General features: G+C 64.8%; 19 protein-coding genes and 1 tRNA gene. 5 read left to right on the forward strand and 15 right to left on the reverse strand.

Annotated elements, in window-relative coordinates; translation table 11 throughout:
• Nucleotides 1-58 precede the first annotated feature (58 nt).
• A complete protein-coding gene (locus tag N2602_RS22230) occupies nt 59-2,623 on the reverse strand; it encodes a tetratricopeptide repeat protein (protein WP_260379407.1) in 2,565 nt (854 codons plus the stop codon).
• A 437-nt stretch (nt 2,624-3,060) separates the two neighbouring features.
• A tRNA-Ser gene (locus tag N2602_RS22235) sits at nt 3,061-3,154 on the reverse strand.
• A gap of 326 nt (nt 3,155-3,480) precedes the next feature.
• On the opposite strand from N2602_RS22235, the gene N2602_RS22240 reads away from it, so the two are divergent.
• Entirely contained in the window at nt 3,481-5,502 is a 2,022-nt protein-coding gene (locus N2602_RS22240) for a tetratricopeptide repeat protein (protein WP_260379408.1), read from the forward strand.
• Between the two features lie 61 nt (nt 5,503-5,563).
• Here the strand turns inward: N2602_RS22240 and N2602_RS22245 are convergent, their stop codons facing one another.
• Nucleotides 5,564-5,830, reverse strand: coding sequence for a hypothetical protein (locus N2602_RS22245; RefSeq protein ID WP_122402900.1), 267 nt, complete (start codon nt 5,828-5,830; stop codon nt 5,564-5,566).
• 1,602 nt (nt 5,831-7,432) lie between these two features.
• On the reverse strand, nt 7,433-8,917 hold the full coding sequence (gatB, locus tag N2602_RS22250) for an Asp-tRNA(Asn)/Glu-tRNA(Gln) amidotransferase subunit GatB (RefSeq protein WP_260379409.1): 1,485 nt from the start codon (nt 8,915-8,917) through the stop codon (nt 7,433-7,435).
• Between the two features lie 199 nt (nt 8,918-9,116).
• Here gatB and N2602_RS22255 point away from each other — a divergent pair, with 199 nt between their 5' ends.
• Nucleotides 9,117-10,556, forward strand: coding sequence for an FkbM family methyltransferase (locus N2602_RS22255; protein WP_260379410.1), 1,440 nt, complete (start codon nt 9,117-9,119; stop codon nt 10,554-10,556).
• A gap of 14 nt (nt 10,557-10,570) precedes the next feature.
• On the opposite strand, the gene N2602_RS22260 is transcribed toward N2602_RS22255, so the two are convergent.
• The 6 genes from N2602_RS22260 to N2602_RS22285 form a co-directional block, all read right to left on the reverse strand.
• Complete coding sequence (locus N2602_RS22260) at nt 10,571-10,867, reverse strand: hypothetical protein (protein ID WP_172783413.1); 297 nt, start codon at nt 10,865-10,867, stop codon at nt 10,571-10,573.
• Complete coding sequence (gatA, locus tag N2602_RS22265) at nt 10,858-12,333, reverse strand: Asp-tRNA(Asn)/Glu-tRNA(Gln) amidotransferase subunit GatA (RefSeq protein WP_260379411.1); 1,476 nt, start codon at nt 12,331-12,333, stop codon at nt 10,858-10,860. Before gatA ends, N2602_RS22260 begins: the two co-directional genes overlap by 10 nt.
• Nucleotides 12,330-12,542 (reverse strand): hypothetical protein, encoded by a 213-nt coding sequence (locus N2602_RS22270; RefSeq protein ID WP_027547180.1) that lies wholly within the window; start codon nt 12,540-12,542, stop codon nt 12,330-12,332. Before N2602_RS22270 ends, gatA begins: the two co-directional genes overlap by 4 nt.
• 14 nt (nt 12,543-12,556) lie before the next feature.
• Nucleotides 12,557-12,844 (reverse strand): Asp-tRNA(Asn)/Glu-tRNA(Gln) amidotransferase subunit GatC, encoded by a 288-nt coding sequence (gene gatC / locus N2602_RS22275; RefSeq protein WP_128265297.1) that lies wholly within the window; start codon nt 12,842-12,844, stop codon nt 12,557-12,559.
• A 76-nt stretch (nt 12,845-12,920) separates the two neighbouring features.
• A complete protein-coding gene (locus tag N2602_RS22280) occupies nt 12,921-13,997 on the reverse strand; it encodes a nitronate monooxygenase family protein (RefSeq protein WP_260379412.1) in 1,077 nt (358 codons plus the stop codon).
• Between the two features lie 189 nt (nt 13,998-14,186).
• Nucleotides 14,187-15,164, reverse strand: coding sequence for a nitronate monooxygenase family protein (locus N2602_RS22285; RefSeq protein ID WP_260379413.1), 978 nt, complete (start codon nt 15,162-15,164; stop codon nt 14,187-14,189).
• 98 nt (nt 15,165-15,262) lie between these two features.
• On the opposite strand from N2602_RS22285, the gene N2602_RS22290 reads away from it, so the two are divergent.
• Nucleotides 15,263-16,153 (forward strand): LysR family transcriptional regulator, encoded by an 891-nt coding sequence (locus N2602_RS22290; RefSeq protein WP_172783409.1) that lies wholly within the window; start codon nt 15,263-15,265, stop codon nt 16,151-16,153.
• On the opposite strand, the gene N2602_RS22295 is transcribed toward N2602_RS22290, so the two are convergent.
• Nucleotides 16,140-16,355: a hypothetical protein gene (locus N2602_RS22295; RefSeq protein WP_172783408.1), complete on the reverse strand. Its 216-nt coding sequence runs from the start codon at nt 16,353-16,355 to the stop codon at nt 16,140-16,142. The genes N2602_RS22290 and N2602_RS22295 overlap by 14 nt on opposite strands.
• Before the next feature lie 46 nt (nt 16,356-16,401).
• On the opposite strand from N2602_RS22295, the gene ruvX reads away from it, so the two are divergent.
• On the forward strand, nt 16,402-16,887 hold the full coding sequence (gene ruvX / locus N2602_RS22300) for a Holliday junction resolvase RuvX (protein WP_172783407.1): 486 nt from the start codon (nt 16,402-16,404) through the stop codon (nt 16,885-16,887).
• 4 nt (nt 16,888-16,891) lie between these two features.
• The gene (locus N2602_RS22305) at nt 16,892-17,815 is read left to right on the forward strand and encodes an AEC family transporter (protein WP_172783406.1); all 924 of its coding nucleotides are present in this window, start codon (nt 16,892-16,894) and stop codon (nt 17,813-17,815) included.
• A 130-nt stretch (nt 17,816-17,945) separates the two neighbouring features.
• On the opposite strand, the gene N2602_RS22310 is transcribed toward N2602_RS22305, so the two are convergent.
• The 4 genes from N2602_RS22310 to N2602_RS22325 form a co-directional block, all read right to left on the reverse strand.
• Nucleotides 17,946-18,710 (reverse strand): CPBP family intramembrane glutamic endopeptidase, encoded by a 765-nt coding sequence (locus tag N2602_RS22310; RefSeq protein ID WP_172783405.1) that lies wholly within the window; start codon nt 18,708-18,710, stop codon nt 17,946-17,948.
• A 23-nt stretch (nt 18,711-18,733) separates the two neighbouring features.
• Nucleotides 18,734-20,377, reverse strand: coding sequence for an acyl-CoA dehydrogenase family protein (locus N2602_RS22315; RefSeq protein ID WP_172783404.1), 1,644 nt, complete (start codon nt 20,375-20,377; stop codon nt 18,734-18,736).
• Nucleotides 20,378-20,551: 174 nt separating this feature from the next.
• Nucleotides 20,552-21,325 (reverse strand): M15 family metallopeptidase, encoded by a 774-nt coding sequence (locus tag N2602_RS22320; protein ID WP_260379416.1) that lies wholly within the window; start codon nt 21,323-21,325, stop codon nt 20,552-20,554.
• Complete coding sequence (locus tag N2602_RS22325) at nt 21,322-22,668, reverse strand: NADase-type glycan-binding domain-containing protein (RefSeq protein WP_260379417.1); 1,347 nt, start codon at nt 22,666-22,668, stop codon at nt 21,322-21,324. Before N2602_RS22325 ends, N2602_RS22320 begins: the two co-directional genes overlap by 4 nt.
• Between the last annotated feature and the right edge of the window lie 5 nt (nt 22,669-22,673).

A 22,673-nucleotide genomic window follows, 5' to 3' on the forward strand; every position in this document is an offset into this window, starting at 1 on the left:
GAATCTGGTCCGCGCTCGGTGGGTTGGGGACAATCGGCTGGTCAGTCCGGCCGATGACTTATTCGCTGATAAAGAGCGCGGAACCTGCCGCGGGAACTTCTATGTGACCCGGCGCCAATCCGGCGCGGTACCGCCGGACCATGGCTTCGAAAGCTTCTTCGAGGCTTCGGGTAAGCAAAGGCGTATTGAAGAGCGGCGACGTGAGACGACGCTCTTCCAGAGTTTCTCGAATGCCGCGGAGCCGCTCATGATCGCGAGCCAATTCGATCGCGCGCCCCTCATATTCATCACGAGAATGCGTGATCAGCTCGGGAAGATCGAGGGCATGCAGCAAGCTGGCCGCGACCCGTCCCGCGAAGGCGTCTCCGGCCAGCGTCAGCAGCGGCAGTCCGGCCCAGAGCGCGTCGCTTGCGGTGGTATGGGCGTTATAGGGCACCGTGTCCAAAAACAGATCCGCCAGGCGGTGTCTCGCCAGATGGTCCGCAGTGGAGGCGACGCGCGTTGCAAAGACCAGGCGCTGGGGATCGACGCCGCTCGCCTCGGCCTCTCTTCGCAAATTGGATTTTGCGACATCCTGGAGATCGGAAAGCCAGACGACGGAGCCATCCACCTCCTTCAGGATTCGCATCCAGCTCTGAAACGTCGGCGGATTCAGTTTGTAGGCGTTGTTGAAGCCGCAGAAGACGAAGCCCTCGGCCGGCAATCCCTGCTCTCGCCTGTCGAGCCCGACACGCGAGATTTCACGCCCCTTGGCATCGTGGGGCATGAAGCAGTGCGGCAGCCAGACGACCATCTCCGAAAAGTGCTTGCGATGCTCGGCAGGGATGCTGCTCTCGTCGGCGATCACATAGTCCAGTAACGCCCCGCCGACGGTGCCGGCGAAGCCGAGATAGCCCGCAAGAACGGGGGCGGGCCGCTGCGCGAGAACACCGAGCCGCGCCCCGAGCGTATGCCCCATCAGATCCACGAGGATGTCGATGTTGGCCGCCTTGATGAAGCCGACAATGTCATCATCGCTCCGCCCGTGGAGATCGACGAATTGATCGAAACTTCGCTCCAATCTTGCGCGCAGATCGCTGTCCTCGGCCGGGCCGATCGAGAAAGCGTGCGTTTCAAACCTAGTGCGATCGTGGGCCTCGAAAAGACCTGCGGCCAGATAGCTCACCGGGTGGGTCCGAAAATCCGCCGACAAGTAACCGACGCGGATCTTGTCAGCCTGCGCCGGGACGCCGTCGATGGCCTTGCGCCCGGCAAGGTTAAGCAGCCTTTCGATCCAGAAATCGGCGCTTCGTCGCTGGTCCTCGGCCAATGCCGCAATCGACAGCAGCGCGAACGGCTGGCAGCCCCCCTTGCCCGCACGAATGGATTCGATAAGGCGCCTTGTCTCAGCCTCTAGTTCTGTCCAGTCGCAGCAATTCAGCTTGGAATAGAGCCTCGCGCCCTCTACTCCGGGCAGGTCGCGATCGAGCGTGAGCGCTCTGTCGAACGCCGCGAACGCCTCGTCATGGCGCCGAAGGTCGGCGAAGATATTCCCTCGCCCGAACCAGGCCTCCGCCAGGTCGGACCTGATGGATAGCGCCTTGTCGTAGGCCTCGAGCGCTTCCGCGTGGCGCTTGACGTCCCCGAACACGTTCCCCCGACCGAGCCAAGCTTCGGCGAGGTCCGGCGCGGTGGAGAGCGCCTTGTCGAAGGCGGCGAGCGCCTCATCGCGACGCCGCAGATCCAGAAAGACACTGCCGCGGCCGAGCCAGGCTTCGGCCGAATTGGGCTTGATCGAAAGCGCCGCGTCATAAAGCGCCAGAGCATCATCGCGGCGCTTAAGGCCCGCGAAGACGTTGCCGCGACCAATCATGGCTTCAATCGAATCCGGCTTGATCGTGAGTGCCTTGTCGTAGGCTGCAAGCGCTTCGTCATAGCGCTTGAGATCAGCGTACGCATTACCCCTGCCAAGCCAGGCGGCCGCGGCTCGCGGCGCACTATCGAGCGCGCGGTCGTAGGATGCGAAGGCATCCGCGTGACGCCTCAGTCCGTACAGGACATTGCCCCGGCCTATCCAGGCCTCCGCCAGATCTGCCCTGATGGAGAGCGCCTTGTCATAGGCATCAAGAGCCTCATCGCGGCGGCTGGATCGAGCCAGTACCGTGCCGCGGCCGAGCCAGGCTTCCGCCAGGTCGGGCCTGACCGACAGCGCCCGGTCGTAGGAGGTCAACGCCTCGGCGTGCCGTCCGATCTCGAGCAGCGACTTGCCCTTGTTCGCATGGGCGTCGGCGTAGTTCGGGTCCAGGGCAATCGCTCTGTCGAAGTCGGATATCGCCGCCTCGTATTGCTCGAGCACGTTGCAAACCGCGCCGCGGTTATTCCAGCTCTCTCTCACATTGGGATTGAGGCGCAGGGCTCTGGTGAATTGCTCGTGCGCCAGCGCTGGCTTGCCGAGCTGCTTGGCGATCAGCCCGTAATTATAGAAGGAGACATCTGATCCTTGATTGAGCTTGACGGCGCGCGCGATGAACGGCTCGGCCTCGGCAAACCGGTTTGTGTTCATGAGAACGATGGTCAGCAGGTTGAGCGCCGGAACATGCGACGGCTCGAACTTGATGACGCGTCTGAAGCCCTCTTCGGCCATCCTGAGATCGCGCCCATTCAGGGCCGCGAGAGCCTCATTGAATATTGCTGCGATGTTCCTCATCGACGGAATAGACCCTTTCGCGACGCCCCTCACACCGATGGACCGGCGCCGCGTTCAGCATCGAACCGTGCACATTGCCAATCCTGCGGAAGGACGGTGTGACGTACTCCACGCCGGCCGGGTTGAACATATGCTCGGCAGCATGATTTCAGCGGGAGGACTCGGATAGGCCCCTCTTCCGGGGTTTGCCACAATCGAGAACAGCGGATTCGAGCTTGTGAGGAGGCTTCCTTGTGTCGATTCGCCAGGCTGCGAGACCGGTTGCCATGGACCATTGTGTAGCGGCGCGATGATCGGCCTGCTTTCGGCGACCCTCCGACCCCGAAGCGAGCGCCTCACACTGGAAAATACCTGCTATTTCAATGGGATATACCTGGCGGAGACGGAGGGATTCGAACCCTCGATAGGCCTTTACAAGCCTATAACGGTTTAGCAAACCGCCGCCTTCAGCCACTCGGCCACGTCTCCAATACGCCGGGTATGCCCGACACGGAGGCGGGCCGCAAGCGGCAGAATTGGGGCGAGCGGGTTTCTTTGCACCTGAAACGCTTTGAGAGCGACAGATATAAGGGACGGATCGGGAATGCGACGTCCGAGGCGCGTCACGCCATCGTCCCGCCTGCGCTGTATTTCCACCAGCTGGCCTGCATCCTCGCACGCCAATCTGGCAACAAGCTGATCGTTACCTGCCCTGAAACAGCGAGCCGTTGTTCTCTCCGACAAAGGCGATTAGTGTTTTTTGCACCTCTTCGCCAGAGCACGGACCCGACATCGGGGTCGAGATACCCAATCACATGCCGCAACAAGGCCGCAACAAGGGAGCTTCGGCCCCCTCCTCACTCCATCCGTCCACTATTCTGGACCAGGCAATTGCAGCGCACCGCTCGGGCAATCTGCCGGATGCGGAACGGGCCTACACGGCCATCCTGAAGGCGAGCAGAACGCATGCCGTCGCGCTCCACATGCTGGGGCTGTTGCACGCCCAGCGCGGCCAATTTGCGGACGCCGAGCCTTTGCTGAAGAAGGCTGCACGCGTCGACCCCGGCAATCCCGACGTTCTTTTCAACTATGCCAACGTGCTGCGTGCGCTGAACAAGCCGGATGATGCGCTCGCCTGGCTTGCGAAAGTGATCGCCCTGTCCCCGAACTTCGCGGACGCGCATCTCAATCGCGGAGCGATTCTCATTGCACGGCAGCAGCTTCGCGACGCCATAGCCGAGTTTGATCGCGCCATAGTGATCGCACCGTCGAGCGCCGCGTTCGCCAACCGAGGCAGCGCGTTGCAGCAGCTTGGTCGACTCGAGGAAGCGCGTGACAGCTACGGCCGCGCCATCGAGCTTGCACCGGCCGACCCCCAGAACCATTTCGCGTTGTCTGAGGTTCTTGGCCAGCTGGGGCGCGACGACGAAGCGATCGCGGCGCTGGAACGAACGGTCGCACTTGATAAGGCGTTCCCGTTTGCGCTGAGCAACCTCGTTGCCTGCAGGCGCAAGCGCGCCGACTGGAGCAGTTTCGAACGTGAACAGGCCGCCATGGACGAGGCTGTCGAGGCGGACGTGCCGATCGACCCCTTCACCTTCTTTCATGTCTCCTCATCGCCTGCACGCCAATTGACCTGCGCGAAGACCTATGTCGCCAAGGTGGCCCCCGACGGACGCGCCGTCAGGCCAGGAACGCCGAGCCCGGCGTCCCGGCTCCGGGTCGCATACATGTCGGCCGATTTTCGCAATCATGCCACCGCGTATTTGATGGCCGGAGTCTTCGAGGCGCACGACCGCGAGCGCTTCGACATCACCGCCATCTCCTACGGGCCCGACGACGATAGCCAGATGCGCAACCGCCTGAAGGCCGCATTCGAACGCTTTGAAGATGTCAGCCATCTCGCCGACGAGGACGTCGTCAAGCTGATCCGCCAGCTCGAGATCGAGGTTCTCGTCGATCTCGGCGGCTTCACCGCCGGTGCGCGTCCGAACATCATTGCGCGCCGGCCGGCTCCTATCCAGGTCAGCTATCTCGGCTTTCCCGGCACGATGGGTGCCCCCTATGTCGACTACCTCATGGCCGACCGGATCGTCATCCCCGAAACGGAGCAGCTTTATTACGCCGAGAAGGTGATCTATCTTCCGAATAGCTACCAGGCGACCGACGCGAAGCGAGCGCTCCCGTCAAATCCACCAAGCCGCACCGAGCTCGGATTGGCGGACGATGCGTTGGTCTACTGCGCGTTCAACAGAAACCCCAAGATCACGCCCCCGCTGTTCGGCGTCTGGATGCGGCTGCTCGACAGGACCCCCGGAAGCGTCCTTTGGCTGCTGGATGGAGACCCGGTCGCCACGGAGAATCTGAAGCGTGAAGCCGTTGCGCGCGGGATTGCCGCCGAGAGAATCGTGTTCGCTCCGCGCGTCCCTGCTGACGAGCATCTGGCGCGCCACCAGGTCGCCGATCTGTTCCTGGACACATTGCCTTACAACGCCCACACCGGGGCCAGCGACGCCCTCTGGGCTGGCTTGCCGGTTCTGACGTGCCTTGGCACCACCTTTGCCGGACGCGTTGCAGCCAGTCTCCTGAACGCCGTCGGCCTTCCCGAGCTGGTGACGCGATCGCTGGACGAATACGAGGCCTTGGCACTGCGGATCGCCCACGATCCCGAGCTTCGGGTCGCGCTCAGGAGCAAGCTGGCGACGCGCCGGACCACTTGGCCGCTTTTCGATACTGTCCGCATGACGCGACATATCGAAGAGGCATTGAGCGAAATCTGGCGCAGGCATTGCGCCGGCGAAGCGCCGGCCTCGTTTGCCGTGCAAACCTTACCATGAGGCCCGCCTCGGCGCGATGGTGCCGGCCGGTCGAGGTCGGTTCCCAAGCGAAGTGAACCGCTCAGTGCGCACAGACCCAGGCCCTCGCCTCGCGCTGCGCGACCGAGATCTCGGCGTCCGACATCTGCCCGGCGACTTCCTGGCGCAGCGCCACGGCGTCCTTGCGGCCCTTCAGCGCCGCGAGATTGAACCATTTGTGCGCGGCAACGAGATCGACGATCCCGGAGCGGCCGCTCGCCCAATAGATCCCGCGCTCGAACAGCACGTCCGACAGCGCGCTCGCATCGACCGGCGTTGCCGTCTCCAGATCGAATGTACCCTGAAACATCACGCATCCCCTTTGTTCTTATGCCGCCTCGTCCCCCGAGCGCGGCTCCCGTCCAACTCTGATGTGCATGACCCTTCCCGGGATCGTGCACTGTTCAACTCTTCCCCATCGCCGTTTGCCGGCTTGTTGGAGGCGATGATGGCGGGCAAATTTGAATGGCAGTTTAAGTATCGCGATGAAGCAGACGTAAACGGGGGCGCGCGGCGCGTGCGCGGAGGATTCAAGAAGTCCCTGATTTGCAGGCACTTCTACGATTCGTCAGATTTGGTTTACCCTGGGATTTCAGGACATCGATAACCATCGCGCGCGGTGGCGCGGGTCGTGTGGTTGGAATGTGAAGGGCGGATCACTGTCGTGGCCGCACCCCGTGCCGTCATTCCCCGCGCAGGCGGGGAATCCAGTACGCCGCAGCTTATCGATTCAATCGCTGCCGTCTCGGAGTACTGGATCGCCCGGTCCCGGCTCCGCCAAGGCTACGCCGAGGCTTACACGGGTGCTCGGCGCGCCGAAGCTTCAGCGAAGGCGGCAAGCCGGGCGATGACACCGCGAACGGAGAAGCGGCGTGCGAACAGCGTGCATCAGGCCGCAGCCCGGGCGTGCCCCAAGGCAGTTCGAGCAAGGGCGCGATGAGGTCGCGCGTTTCAGATCAGCAATGTCGGGGAAAAGGAATGCCGGCAATGCCCCGGCTTCAAGGGAACGAGGGCGTCGGCGAACACGTCAGGACCAGATTCCACTTTGGCCCGAAGGCCTGTCGTGAAATTGCGGAGCCCGTTTGAGGAGAACCGCACCGAACGAAGAAAACTCGTTTCTTCTGCCGGACCGCGAAAGAGAACGGTCCGACCGTTGACCTGATGTCTCGCCGACACCCTCTATCGTCGACCAGAACCTGTAGGAGGCGCTGATGACGTGCCGGCTATCTGGAGCCGGCAACTTCAGAAGCGAAGTTACTTCTTCTTCTTCGCGACCTTGCGGGTCTTCTTCGCAGTCTTCTTCACTGCGCTCTTCGCCTTCTTCGCCTTCTTCGCTTTCTTGGCCATGTTGCCCTCCGATGTGTGAGATGGCTTTAATCGCTGCGTGCACTCGGGGATCGAATGCACTCACCCCGAATACACCAACACGAAGAAAAAAACAGCTTCTCGCTTAAAGAAGTGTTGACGCAGCAAGGCGCGTGCGCTTGGCGGGCGCGACGCAGGCGCTTCGTTCGACGTGCACTTGCGATCATGCAGAGCGCTCGCATCATCGACGTTCGCGAACGATGCGATTGCACGAAAACACTATGCAACAAGTATTTTTTCGCACGCGCGCATCGCGCGCGATCAACGCCACGATGCGCATCGGCAATCGCGCGATCGCCTCGCGAAGGCGTTTCGCGGACTCTGAGTCGCGATTTTTGGCAACGAAAATATTTTCATGCTTAACGGCGCGGGCGCTCGCCGGAGCGCGTTCAAGCCGCCGTTTCGGGCGAATCGCGCGGCGGCGATTCGGCCGCCGCATCGCCGTCGATCGGGATGGAGTTGCCGTTCGCGGATGCGCGCGAGCGTCGCAGCGAGAACCGAAAGCGAGGTGACGACGCGTCTCCGTCACCTCGTTCGAACGTGAGGCTCAGACGCCGAGCTTGGACTTGAGCAGGTCGTTGACGCTCTGCGGGTTGGCCTTGCCGCCGGACGCCTTCATCACCTGGCCGACGAACCAGCCGAGCGATTGCGGCTTGTCCTTCACCTGCGCCGCCTTGTCGGGATTGGCCGCGATGATGTCGTCGACCACCTTTTCGATCGCGGAAAGATCCGTGACCTGCTTCATGCCGCGGCTTTCGACCAGCGCGCGGGGATCGCCGCCCTCCTGCCAGACGATCTCGAACAGATCCTTGGCGATCTTGCCCGAGATCGTGCCGTCGCCGATCAGGTCGATGATCGCAGCCAGCTGCGCGGCATTGACGGGCGAGGCCGTAATATCCCGGCCTTCCTTGTTGAGACGGCCGAACAGCTCGTTGATCACCCAGTTCGCCGCCATCTTGCCGTCGCGGGCACGGCTGGCGAGCTTGTCGAGCACGGTCTCGTAGAACACCGCGCTCTCGCGCTCGGCGACCAGCACGCTCGCATCATAGGCCGAGAGGCCGAAATCGGCGACGAAGCGCGCCTTCTTCTGGTCCGGCAGCTCCGGCAGCTTCGCCTTCAGCTCGTCGACGAATTCCTGGCTGAACTCCAGCGGCAACAGGTCGGGGTCGGGGAAGTAGCGATAGTCGTGCGCCTCTTCCTTCGACCGCATCGAGCGCGTCTCGCCCCTGCTGGGATCGAACCGGCGCGTCTCCTGCTCGATCTCGCCCCCGTCCTCGAGGATCTCGATCTGGCGCCGCGCTTCATACTCGATCGCCTGGCCGATGAAGGCGATCGAATTCATGTTCTTGATCTCGCAGCGGGTGCCGAGCGGCGCGCCGGGCCTGCGCACGGAGACGTTGACGTCGGCGCGCAAGGATCCCTTCTCCATGTCGCCGTCGCAGGTGCCGAGATAGCGCATGATCGAGCGCAGCTTGGTCACATAGGCCTTGGCCTGCTCGGCGTCGCGGATATCCGGCTTCGAGACGATCTCCATCAGCGCCACGCCAGAACGATTGAAATCGATGTAGGAGAGCGACGGCGACCGGTCGTGCAGCATCTTGCCGGGATCCTGCTCCAGATGCAGCCGCTCGATACCGATGGTGGCGGTCTTGCCGCCGTCGAGATCGATGATCACCTCGCCCTCGCCGACGACGGGCGATTTGTACTGGCTGATCTGGTAGCCCTGCGCCAGGTCGGGATAGAAATAGTTCTTGCGGTCGAACACCGAGCGCAGGTTGATCTGCGCGTTGAGGCCGAGCCCGGTCCGGACAGCCTGCCTGACGCATTCCTCGTTGATCACGGGCAGCATGCCCGGCATCGCGACGTCGACCAGCGACACGTGGCTGTTCGGCTCGCCGCCGAACGCGGTGGACGCGCCCGAGAACAGTTTGGCGTTCGAGGTCACTTGGGCATGGATCTCCATGCCGATGACCATCTCCCACTCACCGGTTGAACCCTTGAGAAGCTTGTGAGGTGTCGCGTCAGCGTTCATGGAGAAGATGTCGTTCTGCGTTGGAGGATAAGCCCCGATCAGGCTGCGATCGTGCGAGGGGCTGCTGCGATCGACTAATTAAGCCGATGCAGGAGGCGATGCAACCTCGCCACCGTCTCTAGCTCCGGCGGAATTGGGCGTGAAATCGCACCCGAACCGTGTCATGACAAGGCGCAAGGGATCAAATGCCAGAGGGAAGATGGGCGAGCTCACGCTTCGGATGGTCGATGGGACGCAGATCGTCGTGACGGCCTCCCTCGAGGCCATCACCACCTACGTCATCCTCGAGCAGGAGACGTGGTTCGAGAAGGAGACGGCGTTCCTCGCAAGCTGGCTGAAGCCGGGCATGTCCGCGCTCGACATCGGGGCCAATCTCGGCGTCTACAGCCTGCCAATGGCGCGGCGGCTCGCCCCCCATGGGCAGGTGTTCGCCTATGAACCGGCCAGCGAGCCACGACGGCTACTCGCGCTCGGAAAGGCGAAGAACGAGGCCGCCAACCTGCATATCATCGCCGCGGCGCTGTCGGATGGCGAGCGCGAGGGCCGTCTGGTGCTGGGCGCCTCCAGCGAGCTCAACTCGCTGCAAGGCAGCGGTCCCACCGAAAGCATTCAGATCACCTCGCTCGATGCCGAACAGAGATCCAGGCATTGGGGCCCGATCGACTTCGTCAAGATGGACGCGGAAGGCGAGGAGGAGCGAATCCTGGCCGGCGCGAAGGGCTTTCTCTCCGAGCGCTCCCCCCTCGTCATGTTCGAGATAAAAGCCGGTGACAAACAGAACGATCGTCTGCCGGCCGCTTTCGCCAGCATGGGCTTCGACATCTATCGGCTGATCGGCGGAGCGCCGGTTCTGGTGCCGGTGAAGCTCGGCGAGCCGCTCGATCCCTATGAGCTGAACCTCTTCGCAGCCAAGCGCGATCGCGCCAGAGCGCTCGCCCAAGAGGGCTTCTTGATCGAGACCATCCCGTCATGGGAGCCTGACGACACGGTGCGGGACTGGGCACTCACCCAGTTCGAAGCCCAACCCTTCGCGCACATTTTCGCGGCCCTGTCGGGCGGCGCCGCGGCGCAGGACCCGGTTTACCGCGACGCCCTCGCCGCCTATGCGACCTGGCGCTCCGAGGAACTCGCCTTGCCCAAGCGTTATGCGGCGCTGAAATTCGCCTGCGATACACTCGGCTCGCTGTGTCAGAACCAGGCCTCGCTGTCGCGCCTTTCAACGCTTGCCCGCATCGCCTCGGATATCGGCAGCCGCGCCATCGCCGTCAACGCATTGCGGTACGTGGCGGATGTACTCAAGGGCGGCAAAGGCCGAATCCTGGAGCCATTCTGGCCCGCAAGCCCGAGATTCGACCATCTCGAGCCCGGGACCAATCCCGTCGGCTGGTTCGTGGTCGCAGCACTCGAGCGGCTCGAGCAGATGGCATCGTTCTCCTCCTGCTTTGCTCCCTCCCTCGTCGATCTCGACTGGCTTGCCAGCCAGCCGCTGGTTGGTGCCGAGATCGAACGCCGGCGCATTCTTCAGCGGGCGCGCGCGGGCCAACGGGTCGAGGTCTCACCGCGCCTGCGCGTGACGGCACCCGACCACGTTAATGACGCGATTTGGCGTGCCGGCGCAGTTCCCAACACGCGCGTGTGAGCGGGCCGGCCCCGTCAAGCCCCGAGCAGCGTGGCAGCGATCCGCTCCCACTCCGCTTCCAATGAATCTTTTGCCGCCGGCTGGCCGGCCTGGCGATACCAATAGCCGGCATTGCCGAGATCGCCTTCGACACGGTGCAAATAAGCATGCACCCAGGCGGCCTCACGGCTGCTCTCGTCCTGAACGATTGTGTGCGCGCGGTCCCAGTCGCCTTTCGCCGCCCACCAGAGGCCGGCGAGCGGCGCGCTCAAGTCCGGCGCGGGCGCCGCGCCGCCGAGGCTCGCGATGAAATCGGCGACATTCACCACCACCTCGCGGGCGTGAAGCGGCCGGCGGCCTGCTCGATCACCTCGCCGAGCGAGAACAGCGTCTCCTCATCGAACGGACGGCCGATCAATTGCAGGCCGAGCGGCAGGCCCTGTGCATCCTTGCCGGCTGGCACCGCGATTCCGGGCAGGCCCGCCATGTTCACGGTCACCGTGAAGATGTCGTTGAGATACATCTCGACCGGGTCGGCGCCGCCCTTCTCGCCGATGCCGAAGGCCGCCGACGGCGTCGCAGGCGTCAGGATCGCGTCGACGCCCCTCGCGAAGCAATCCTCGAAGTCCTTCTTGATCAGCGTGCGCACCTTCTGCGCGCGCAAATAATAAGCGTCGTAATAGCCGGCCGACAGCACGTAGGTGCCGATCATGACACGGCGGCGCACCTCTGCGCCAAACCCGGCCGCGCGGGTGTTCTCGTAGAGCTCGATGATGTTCTTGCCCTGCTCGCGCAGGCCGTAGCGCACGCCGTCATAGCGCGCGAGGTTTGAGGACGCCTCCGCCGGTGCCACGATGTAATAGGCCGGCAGCGCGTATTTGGTGTGCGGCAGCGACACCTCGACCAGCTCGGCGCCGGCGCTCCTGAGCCACGCCGCGCCCTCGCTCCAGAGCTTCTCGATCTCGGCCGGCATGCCGTCGAGGCGATACTCCTTGGGAATGCCGATCTTCATGCCCTTCACGGACTTGCCGATCGCTGCCTCGTAATCCGGCACAGGGATATCGACCGACGTCGTGTCCTTGGGATCGTGTCCGGCCATCGAGCGCAGCAGCATCGCGGCGTCGCGGACGCTGCGCGCGATCGGACCTGCCTGGTCGAGCGAGGACGCAAAGGCGACGATGCCCCAGCGCGAGCAGCGGCCATAGGTCGGCTTGATGCCGACGGTCGCGGTGAACGCGGCCGGCTGGCGGATCGAGCCGCCGGTGTCGGTCGCAGTCGCGCCCATGCACAGCAGCGCCGCCACCGCCGAGGCCGAGCCGCCGGACGAGCCGCCCGGCACCAGCGTCGTGTTGCTGCCCTCGCGCCGCCAGGGATTGCCGACGGGACCGAAGCACGAGGTCTCGTTGGCCGAGCCCATCGCGAACTCGTCATTGTTGAGCTTGCCGAGCATCACCGCGCCGTCGCGCCAGAGCTGCGAGGTGACGGTGGACTCATACGTCGGCACGAAATTGCCGAGGATCTTTGAGCACGCCGTGGTGCGCACGCCCTTGGTCGCAAAGAGATCCTTGATTCCGAGCGGAATGCCGGCAAGCGGGCCGCCTTCGCCCTTGGCGATCTTCGCGTCCACGGCCTTCGCCATGTCGCGCGCGCGATCGGGCGTCTCCATCACGAAGGCGTTGAGCACGCGCGCGGCTTCGATCGCGGAAAGATGCGCGTCGGTCAGCTCGAGCGACGTGAAAGTTTTTGCCGCGAGACCCTTGCGGGCCTCGGCGAGCGTCAGCGATGTCAAATCGGTCATTTATTGATCGGGCTGCAGAAGAACGGAGACAGGGTCTTGTCGTTGGCCGGGTCGTCTTTTTTGGCGGCGGCTTTCGCGGCCGCCTCGATCTCGTCGAGCACGGCATTGACGGCGACGTTGGGATCGGCAGCCTTGCCCTGCCGCTCCATCTTGTCGAGGTAATTCATGTAGGCCTGATAGGCCTTCTCATCGTCGCAAAGCAGGCACATCGGACCTAACCTGTTTATTCAACGACCTTCGGCACCAGGAAGAAGTGACCTTCAGTCGCGGGCGCGTTGGCAACGATATCGTCGGCGATCTCGCCGTCATCGACCACGTCCTGCCGCTTCTTCATCTGCATCGGGGTGACCGAGGTCATCGGCTCCACGCCCTCGACATTGACCTCCGAGAGCTGCTCGACGAAAGCCAGCATGGCGTTGAGCTCGCCCTGCAGATGCGGAACCTCGTCCTCGGAAACCGCAATGCGCGCCAGATGCGCGATGCGGCGGACGGTAGCGGCGTCAACAGACATTATATAGGGCCTCTCACGGCAAAACCTATGTGCCGTATAGCAGAGGCCGCTTTTGCGCCGCAACCGGCGCTTCCCCCTATCCGGCGAGGGCCTTCAGGCGCCCGAGCGCCGATTTGGCGAGATCCCGGGTCAATTCGGCGGCGGGGACCTCGCGGCCCAGCGCAACGGCCTGTCCCGCCCAGAGATTGGTGAAATCCACCCTGCCCTGCTTTTCGGCAGCCGCCTTCAGCGGCCCCAGCGCGGTCGCGGCGTGGGGAAAAGGCGGCGCATCCGGCGAGATCGGGCCAGCCTCGCGCATCAGCCGGTTCTGCACCCCGCGCGCAGGCCGGCCGGTCATGACGTTGGTGATGACGGTGGAATCGTCCCGCGCCTCGGCGAGCGCCTCGCGGCCGCCTGCGCTGACCTTGGATTCCGGGCAGCGCAGATAGGCGCTGCCGATCTGCACGCCCGAGGCGCCGAGCGCGAAGGCTGCGGCAATGCCGCGTCCGTCCGCGATGCCGCCCGCCGCGATCACCGGCACCTTCACGGCGTCGACGACCTGCGGCACCAGCGCGAAGGTCCCGGGCTGCTCGGCGGCCTTGTCGGTCAGGAACATGCCGCGATGGCCGCCGGCCTCGGCCCCTTGCGCGATCACGGCATCGACGCCGCGTTCTTCCAGCCAGACCGCCTCCTTCACCGTCGTCGCGGACGAGATGACGAGGCAACCCGCCGCCTTCACGCGCCTCAGCAGCGCTTGCTCCGGCAGGCCGAAATGGAAGCTGACGATCTCCGGCTTCAGCTCCTCGACCACCTCGCAGAACGCCGCATCGAACGGCGCGCGGTTCGCAGCCGCGATCGGCGCTGAGGGATCGAGACCGTGCTCGGCGTAGTAGCCCGCGAGCCGCTGCTTCCACCGCGCCTCCGCTTCGCGCGTCAGCTCGACCGGCGTATGGCAGAAGAAGTTCATGTTGACCGGGGCCTTGACGCGCTGGCGGATCAGACCGACCTGCTCGCGCGCCTTCTCCGGCGAGATCATCACACTTGGCAGCGAGCCGAGCCCACCGCCCTGCGCCACGGCAATCACCAGCTCCGCATCCATCACGCCCGCCATCGGCGCCAGCACGATCGGGAATTCGGTCTTGAACAGGTCGATCAGTCGACGGTCAGGCCACATGGTTGTTCTCTCTCGTTCTTTCTTACCCTCCCCTGGAGGGGGAGGGTCGGTTCGCATGTCGCGAAGCGAAATGCGAAGCGGGGTGGGGTGATCTCTCAACACGGGCACCGCCTCAATGGAGAGACTGTCACCCCACCCCGCTCGCGCTTCGCGCGATCGACCCTCCCCCTCCAGGGGAGGGTAGGAAGTCTACGCCGCTGTCAGCGAGTTTCTCCGCCCGGCGATCAACTGCTCCGCCTCCACTGCAATCCGCTCGACGATCTCCGCCGCCGGTGGAATATCATGGATTAGCCCGACCGCCTCGCCGGCGATCACCGCGGCGATGTCGAAATTGCCCGCCGCCCTTGCTGCCGCATACTCGGCCGCGACTGCGGCAACATTCTGCATCAGCTCGACCTCGCGGCCGATCCAGCGCTTCGCATGATCGTTGACCAGGCACCGTCCCGTGAACGGCGCCGGCCAGACATTGTTGCGGGAGAGATCGAAGATGATGCCGCGCACGGTCGAACCCGAGTTCGCCGCGCAGATGCGTCGCTTGGCCTCCTCCGCGCCGTCGGCCTCCTGGCTGGCATAGAAGCGCGTGCCGAGCAGCACGCCGCTCGCGCCGAGCATCAGCATGGCAGCGAGGCCGCGCCCGTCCGCGATGCCGCCGGCCGCCACCACGGGAACGCGCCCCGCGGCGAGATCGACGACAGCAGGCACGAGATCGACGGTGGTGCGCGACGCGCCATGACCGCCCGCCTCCGTTCCCTGCGCGATCAGGATGTCGGCACCGGCATCGAGCGCCTGCTGTGCCATCGCTTCATCCTGCACCTGGCAGATCAGGCGCGCGCCGGTGGATTTGATCCTGGGCGCGAACGGCGCGGGATCGCCGAACGACAACATGATCGCAGCTGGTTTTGCAGCGAGCGCGAGATCGAGAAGCTCGGGCCGCTTGGCAAGGCTCCAGGTGATGAAGCCGATCCCGAACGGTGCACTGAGGTCGGCGAGCGTCGCCGTCTCCTGCTCCAGCCACGCCCGCTCGCCATAGCCGCCGCCGAGAATGCCGAACCCGCCGGCGCGGCTCACCGCCGCGACCAGACGGCTGCCGGCGATGACATCCATCGGCGCCAGCAGGATGGGATGCTTGATCCTAAGCAGCGTGGTCAGCGGCGTCGTCATCGGCATGGCTCCTTCCCCGGTCTGGACAGCGAGACTAGGCGCGACTAGCATTCTCGAAAAATGAATTGTTGCGAACGCTGCAATCTCAAAAGCGAAACGACGCCATGGAACTCAGCGATATCAAGACCTTCGCCGCGGTCGCCCGCACCGGCGGCATCACCCGCGCCGCCGAAGAGCTCAACACCGTGCAGTCGAACGTCACCCAGCGCGTGAAGGCACTGGAGGCGGAGATCGGCACGCCGCTGTTCGAGCGGCACTCACGCGGCATGACGCTGACGGGTGCCGGCAAGCGCCTTCTCCCCTACGCGCAAAAGATGGCGGCGCTCTCGCGCGAAGCCTTGCTCGCCGCGCGCGACGATGGCGAGCCGAAGGGTCCGCTCGCGATCGGCTCGATGGAGACCACGGCCGCGGTGCGGCTGCCGCCGCTGCTCGCCGATTTCCACCGCCGCTTCCCGGCTGTGCGCCTTTCCTTGCGCACCGCGCCGACCGCCGACCTCGTCGCCAGCGTGCTCGACGGCACGCTCGACGGCGCCTTCGTCGCAGGACCCATCACCCATGACGATCTCGCCGCGACGAGCGCATTCCGCGAAGAGCTGGTGCTCGTCAGCGCGCGGCGCTGGACTTCGCTCGCCGAGCTGCGCGCCGGCACGGCGGAGTCGGGCCCGACCGCGCTGGTGTTCCGCACCGGCTGCACCTATCGCCAGCGGCTCGAACAGATCTTCGTCGAATTCGGCTGGCCGTCGGCGGCGCGCTTTGAGCTCGGCACGCTCGACGGCATGATCGGCTGCGTTGCCGCCGACATGGGTGTGACGCTGCTGCCACGCGCCGTCGTGGAACGCAGCGCGATGAATGGCGCGGTCGCCATCCACACGCTGAGCCCGTCACACGCACGTGTCGAGACACTCTTCATCCGGCGCAGCACCGGACATCAGTACAGCGCGCTGCACGGTTTCATCGCCTGCCTGACCAAGAATGACGACGTCATCGCGGCCTGATCGACCACCGTCGCAGCGCTACGACGGCCCAGATGGCTTCGACGAGACCGAACGGCCAGGCGCCCTGAAGGAAGCCGTAGGCCGAGCCGAGGGCGCAGGACACCGCAAACAGCAGCACGAACCAATGGCTGCGGGCTTCCAAGGCGTAAGTGACCAGCATCGCCGTGACGGCGAACAGGCCGAATAATGTCAGCGCATCCACGTTCCGGGTTCACTCTGCAGCGCGACGCATGATATGCGCTAAATCCATGCCGGCTCTTATCCTCACCTTGGTCGATGCTGCAACCCACTGGCCCGAACGCGGCGCGCTGGTCGGGCTCGACTTGGGCACCAAGACCATCGGCGTTGCCGTGTCCGACCCCGACCGCCGCTTGGCCACTGGCGTCGAAACGATCCAGCGCAAGCAGTTCAAGCAGGACGCCGCCAGGCTGCTTGCCATCGCCGCCGAGCGCAAGGCGGTCGGCTTCGTGCTCGGCCTGCCCATCAACATGGACGGCAGCGAGGGACCGCGCGCGCAATCGACCCGCGCCTTCGCGCGCAATCTGGCCGGACTGACCGCCCTGCCCATCGGTCTCTGGGACGAGCGCCTCTCGACCGCGGCAGTCGAACGCGAGCTGGTCGGGATGGACGTGAGCCGCGCCAAGCGCGCCGAGGTCATCGACGAGCACGCCGCGATCTTCATCCTGCAAGGCGCGCTCGATCGCCTGGCAAACCTGCGCAAGGAACCCGGCTGATCCCATGGCGGTCGTCGTCGCGGCGCTGCTGCCGGTCTTCATCCTCCTCGTGCTCGGCGTCGTGCTGAAGCGCAGCCTGATGCGGCTGGACACGCAATGGCACGGGCTGGAGCGGCTGACCTATTTCGTGCTGTTTCCGATGCTGCTGATCCAGACGCTGGTGAAGGCGGACCTCACGAAGGTTCCGGTCGCCGGCGTCGGCGGCGCGCTGCTGCTGTCGGCGCTGGCGATGTCGCTGCTCTGCCTCGCATTGCGCCCGGCCCTGTCCCGGCTCGACATCGACGGCCCCGCCTTCACCTCGATCTTTCAGGGCGCGACGCGCTGGCAGACCTTCGTCGGGCTGTCGGTCGCCGCCAACATGTTCGGCGACCTCGGGCTGGCCCTCGCTTCCGTGGCGATGGTCGCGATCATTCCCCTGGTCAACGTGTTCAGCGTCGCCGTGCTCGCGCACTATGCTTCGCCCGAAAAGAAGTCCGCCCGCACGATCGTCATAACGGTGATCCGCAATCCGCTGATCTGGGCTTGCGCTATCGGCCTCTTGATCAACGTCACTCACCTGCCGCTGCCAAAGCTCTGGCATGAGGTTGCCGACGCGCTCAGCCGATCCTCGCTCGCCATCGGCCTGCTCGTCACCGGCGCGGGACTGCATCTGGAAGGCCTGCTGCGCCCGAGCGCTGCCGCGGCGATCGGCGTCGGTTTCAAGCTAGTGCTGATGCCTGCACTCGCGCTCGCGCTTGCCGTCTGGTTCGGACTAACCGGCGACAGCCTGGCGATCGTTGCGATCTGCTCGGCGGTCCCGACCTCGTCGAGCGCCTATGTGCTGGCCCGCCAGATGGGCGGCGACGCGCCGCTGCTCGCACAGATCATCACGCTGCAGACGATTTTGGCGGCGATCACGATGCCGATCGCCATCGCGCTGGTGGCCTAGCATGCGTCATTAAGAGCGCAACTCTCTCCGCCGTCATTGCGAGCGAAGCGAAGCAATCCAGAATCCCTCCGCGGAGACACTCTGGATTGCTTCGTCGCAAGGGCTCCTCGCAATGACGGAGTATGAAGCCCTAGCTCCCCAGCCACATCGTCAGCACCACCGCGGTGAGATTGTTCAACGCATGCAGCGCGATGGTGAGCCACAGCGAGCCGGAGCGGTAGCGCATGTAGCCGAACCATAATCCGATGCAGAAGACTTCGGCCAGGAAGTACATGTCGTATTGCAGGTGGACCACCGTCCAGACCAGCGACGACAGCAGGATGGCGCCGGGCGCGCGCAAGAAGCTCGCCGACCAGCCGCGGTAGAGGAAGCCTCGCGCCAGAACCTCTTCCGACATCGGCGCCGCCACTGCGAATGCGGCGAGCAGCAGCAGCGCCGCGCCCTTGTCGCGGCCCGATTTCAACAGATCGGTCATGAAGCCCGGCGTCGCCTCGCGGCCAAGCGCGCGCGACATCGTTTCCCAGAGCAGTACGATCAGGATGAGGCCGATCGCGCCGAACAGCAGCTGCTTCCATGACGGCCAATGCAGCGCGAGATAGTCGACGAAGGAGACCTTCTTGATGCGAATGGCGAGCCAGACCGCAAGCAGCGTCGCCGGCAGCCCCATGATGACCGAGAGCGCGAGAGTCTGGGGCTCATGGCCGACAAGCTGAAGCGAAGAAAGGTCCATGGGAAGACCACGTAGCGCTGCCAGCACAATTACGGCACCGATCTGCCCGACGAACATCGCGACGAAGATGAAGAGGCCCCACAGCGCCGTGCCCCAGAACTTCCAGACGCGCGGCGTCGTCGGCGTCTCGGTCAGCGGCGGATGATCGGGATTGAGGGAGTCCATCGGAAGGCTTTCGTTTTGGAGACTCACGGCAGCGCCCGCTCCAGCAGCGCGCGCACGTCGCCGCTCTCCAGCTCGACAGCGCCGTACATGCTAGCGTGATTGGCCGCAAGACGGGTGCTCGCGAACAATTCGGCATGGTGTGGCGACACGCCATTGAGCGCCGCAGCCGCAGCCAGCAGCGAAAGCTTCTCGACGGCAAGCCGCGCGACGCGCTCGCCGTCGGCGCGCCGGAAAGTCTTGCCGATGAAGCTGACCGCCTCCCCCGCCCCGGTCAGGCCCTTGGTCTCGACCGCCAGCGCCTGAAGCACCGCCATCGCGGGCTCCGGCTCGCGCGAGAGCGCGCGGAGCACGTCGAGGCACATCACGTTGCCCGAACCTTCCCAGATCGCGTTGACCGGCGACTCGCGATAATGGCGCGCCAAAATGCCGTCCTCGACATAGCCGTTGCCGCCGAGGCACTCCATCGCCTCAAAAAGGAACGGCGGCGCGCTCTTGCAGGTCCAGTATTTGATCGCGGGCGTGAGCAGCCGCATATAGGCCGCTTCCGCCGCATCGTGCGGCGTGAGGTCGAAGGCGCGGCAGAGCCGCATCACCAGCGCCGTGCTCGCCTCCACATGCAGCGCCATGTCCGACAGCACGGCCTGCATCAAGGGCTGATCGGCCAGATGCTTCTGGAACACGCTGCGGTGGCGGGCGTGGTGCAGCGCATGCGCAAGCCCCGAGCGCATCAGGCCGACGGAGGCGATCGCGCAATCCTGTCGCGTCAGCTGCACCATCTGGATGATGGTGCGGATGCCCTTGCCCTCCTCGCCGACCCTTTCGGCGTAGGCGCCGACGAACTCGACCTCGGACGAGGCATTGGAGCGGTTGCCAAGCTTGTCCTTCAGCCGCTGGAACTGGATGGCGTTGACCGAACCATCCGGCGCGAAGCGCGGCATGAAGAAACAGGTCAGCCCGCCCTCGGCCTGCGCCAGCACGAGGAACGCATCGCACATCGGCGCCGACATGAACCATTTGTGTCCGGTGATGCGATAGCCGTCCCCGTCGCGCACCGCGCGCGTCATGTTGGCGCGCACGTCCGTGCCGCCCTGCTTCTCGGTCATCCCCATGCCGAGCGTCATGCCGCGCTTGCCCCACCACGGTGCAAAGCCCGGGTCGTAGCTCTTCGTCGACAGCACGGGCATTACCCCCGCGAGCAAGTCGGGCTGCATCGCCAGGGCACCGACGGAAGCGCGCGTCATCGTGATCGGGCAGAGGTGGCCGGTTTCAACCTGGGCTGCCATGTAGAACTTTGCGGCGCGAATGACCTCGGCGCCAGCGCCCGCCGGCTTACCATCCGCGGTCCAGGTGGAATTGTGCACGCCGGCATGCGCACTGTGCGCCATCAGCTCGTGATAGGCGGGATGAAACTCGACCTGGTCGCGGCGGTTGCCCTTGGCATCGAAGCTGCGCAGCTTCGGCGTATTCTCGTTCGCCACGCGCCCGCGATCGGCCATCGCAGCCGAGCCCCAATGCCGGCCGAACTCGGAGAGCTCACGCTCCGCCGCCGCGCCGCCATTGGCCCTGACCGCCTCGACCAGCGGCCGGTCCACGGCGAAAAGATCAACGTCCTCGAATGGTGGCGACTGGTTGAAGACCTCGTGGGTGGCAAATGCGGGCTGGGTCATTGTGCTTCCATCGAATCTATCTCGGCTCGGGCAGTGCCACCTCTCCCGGCGGGAGAGGTCGCGCCGCAGGCGCGGGTGAGGGGTTACGGTCTACCGAGGGAGTTGATCCCCTCACCCGGCGCTTCGCGCCGACCTCTCCCCTTGGCTCGCGGCTGCATCCGCTTCAATCAAACTCTACCTTCTTCGCGGCTGGATCGGGAAATCATAGGCCGCCCCGCCCGCCCCCGGCAGCGAAAAATGCCACCACTCCTTCGAATAGTTCACAAAGCCTTGCCTGGCCATCGCAGCCACCAGCCGCTTGCGCCAGGCACGCTGCTCGGGATTGATCGAGGTCGCGGCGGTATGGCCCTTCGCGTCGGTACAGTCGTAGCCTGTGCCCATGTCGACGCTGCCCTCCGGCGCCCGCGCATCGACCGGCGCCGTGCAATCCGCATAGGTCTTCGCTGGATCAAATTTGCCGGAATTATCCGCCTTCAAATCGACCAGCGTGAGATCGAGCGCCGCACCGGTCGAATGCTGCGAACGGCTCGCAATGTAGCCGAGACGGAACAGCTCGGTCTTCGGGATCTTCGGGTTGTAGCGCCGCTCCGCAGCGGTCTCGTGGCCGTTCTGCGACCACTTGACCATGTCGAGCGAGGCCCGCGCCGGCCGATAGCAGTCGAACATCTTGAGCGAGAGATTTTGCGCCGCCAGCTCCTGCTGCACCGCCTTCAGCCGCAGCCCCACCTCGCGCTTCACCACGCATTCGCCGGCATTGTAGCCGGCGAGCGGACGCCCGACGAAATTGTTCGACGTGGCGTAGCGGATGTCCTGGATGATGCTGGGATCGATGTCGCGCAGATAGACGAAGTCGCCGGGCAAGGTTTGCGCCTGCACAGGGGCGAGAAACGATAGTGCAAGCAGCGCGACAAGCGCTGCGCGCGCCTCGGTTTCGGTCCTCGCGATCATTGCACCGGATCCGAGCTGACCAGAAGCTTCGTGATGGCGGTGTCCGTATATTTGTTGCCGGCCCAGACGTCGTCGATGATGAATTGCATCCAATAGGCTGTAATCGGCGTCCGCAATGTCAGCAATTGCGCCGACAGCTCATCGTTGAGGATGAATATCCGCGACTCGCCGCCCGAGAACAGCACGCGGAGCTGGCGGACCCTGTTGTTCTTGGCGAAGATGTCGGGGCTTTTCTGGTAGCCGTTCTGCACGTGGATCGATTTGACCCGCCGCACGGTTTCGAACTCGATGGTGATCCATTCGCCGATGCCGTTGCCCGAGGCGCCCTCGACCCAGGCCGTCCCTGTCGAGGCGTCGAACAAATTCGCTGCGCCGTATGAATTGCCGAATTGCGGCTTCAGCATCGAGCTGACGCAATAAGTCTCGAAGCCGCTGCGGGCGCAGCTTTCGCCTGCCGCGGAGGGACGCGGCGGACGCATGGTGGCGCGCTCCGCGACCGCAGGCTTTGCCGGCGGCTTCACCAGCATGCCCGCCACTTTCGGCGCCCCGTTCGACGCTCCCGCATTCCAGAGAAAGATGCGCCCGCCGAGCGTCTGGTCGTAATAGGCGGGCGTCTGATCGTGCGGTGCCGGCTGTCCGCCGGCATCCGTCGCCGTCAGGGCCAGCGCCGCCACGCGCTCGCGCACCTCGACCGCGAGATCGCCAAGATGCAGCTCGGGCCGCTTGAGCTGCTCGACGAAGATCCGCGTGAACACCGAGTTGTGCGCCGTATCGTTGCTGCTGAGCTGGTCGAGCGCGGTCTGGCCGATGCCTGCGGAATAGAGCGTGAAGATCCCGCGTGCGGGCCGGGCGTCGGCGAGCCCGCGCGTGTTCCCGATCGAACGCCCTGCGGCGCGCGGAAACGGATTGTCACGGCAGGCATCGATGACGACGAAGGCGACCCGCACCGCCTTGGCTTGAAGCTCCGCAATCACGTCGGGCTCGGCGATCGAGGCGCCGCGCACCCGCGCTTCGGCGCCCTCATTGACGGTGGGAACGTCGCTCGGCACGAGGTAGTTCACCCCCGCGATCGCAACGCCATGTCCGGCATAGAACAATGCGGCGGTATCGCCCGGCTCGAGCCGCGCCGTGAAGTCCGCGAGCCGGTCGATCATGCCCTGGCGACCAAGATTGGTCCCGAGCACGATGTCGAACCCCAGCGACCTCAGCGCGTCGGCCACGGTCGTCGCGTCATTGCCGGCCTTCTTCAATTGCCGGTCGGCCGGCAGGTTCGGATAGAGATCGTTGCCGATCACGAGTGCGACGCGTTTTTCGGCCCAAGCCGGTGTCGCTAGGCCCGCCATGCACG

Origin of the sequence: Bradyrhizobium sp. NC92, assembly GCF_025200865.1 — a bacterium.
GTDB lineage: Bacteria > Pseudomonadota > Alphaproteobacteria > Rhizobiales > Xanthobacteraceae > Bradyrhizobium.

Coding starts and splice junctions, on each gene's coding strand:
- N2602_RS22230 (WP_260379407.1), bottom strand. CDS start 2,623: ATGGCCGAAGAGGGCTTCAGACGCGTCATCAAGTTCGAGCCGTCGCAT.
- N2602_RS22240 (WP_260379408.1), top strand. CDS start 3,481: ATGCCGCAACAAGGCCGCAACAAGGGAGCTTCGGCCCCCTCCTCACTC.
- N2602_RS22245 (WP_122402900.1), bottom strand. CDS start 5,830: ATGTTTCAGGGTACATTCGATCTGGAGACGGCAACGCCGGTCGATGCG.
- gatB (WP_260379409.1), bottom strand. CDS start 8,917: ATGAACGCTGACGCGACACCTCACAAGCTTCTCAAGGGTTCAACCGGT.
- N2602_RS22255 (WP_260379410.1), top strand. CDS start 9,117: ATGGGCGAGCTCACGCTTCGGATGGTCGATGGGACGCAGATCGTCGTG.
- gatA (WP_260379411.1), bottom strand. CDS start 12,333: ATGACCGATTTGACATCGCTGACGCTCGCCGAGGCCCGCAAGGGTCTC.
- N2602_RS22270 (WP_027547180.1), bottom strand. CDS start 12,542: ATGTGCCTGCTTTGCGACGATGAGAAGGCCTATCAGGCCTACATGAAT.
- gatC (WP_128265297.1), bottom strand. CDS start 12,844: ATGTCTGTTGACGCCGCTACCGTCCGCCGCATCGCGCATCTGGCGCGC.
- N2602_RS22280 (WP_260379412.1), bottom strand. CDS start 13,997: ATGTGGCCTGACCGTCGACTGATCGACCTGTTCAAGACCGAATTCCCG.
- N2602_RS22285 (WP_260379413.1), bottom strand. CDS start 15,164: ATGCCGATGACGACGCCGCTGACCACGCTGCTTAGGATCAAGCATCCC.
- N2602_RS22290 (WP_172783409.1), top strand. CDS start 15,263: ATGGAACTCAGCGATATCAAGACCTTCGCCGCGGTCGCCCGCACCGGC.
- ruvX (WP_172783407.1), top strand. CDS start 16,402: ATGCCGGCTCTTATCCTCACCTTGGTCGATGCTGCAACCCACTGGCCC.
- N2602_RS22305 (WP_172783406.1), top strand. CDS start 16,892: ATGGCGGTCGTCGTCGCGGCGCTGCTGCCGGTCTTCATCCTCCTCGTG.
- N2602_RS22310 (WP_172783405.1), bottom strand. CDS start 18,710: ATGGACTCCCTCAATCCCGATCATCCGCCGCTGACCGAGACGCCGACG.
- N2602_RS22315 (WP_172783404.1), bottom strand. CDS start 20,377: ATGACCCAGCCCGCATTTGCCACCCACGAGGTCTTCAACCAGTCGCCA.
- N2602_RS22320 (WP_260379416.1), bottom strand. CDS start 21,325: ATGATCGCGAGGACCGAAACCGAGGCGCGCGCAGCGCTTGTCGCGCTG.
- N2602_RS22325 (WP_260379417.1), bottom strand. CDS start 22,668: ATGGCGGGCCTAGCGACACCGGCTTGGGCCGAAAAACGCGTCGCACTC.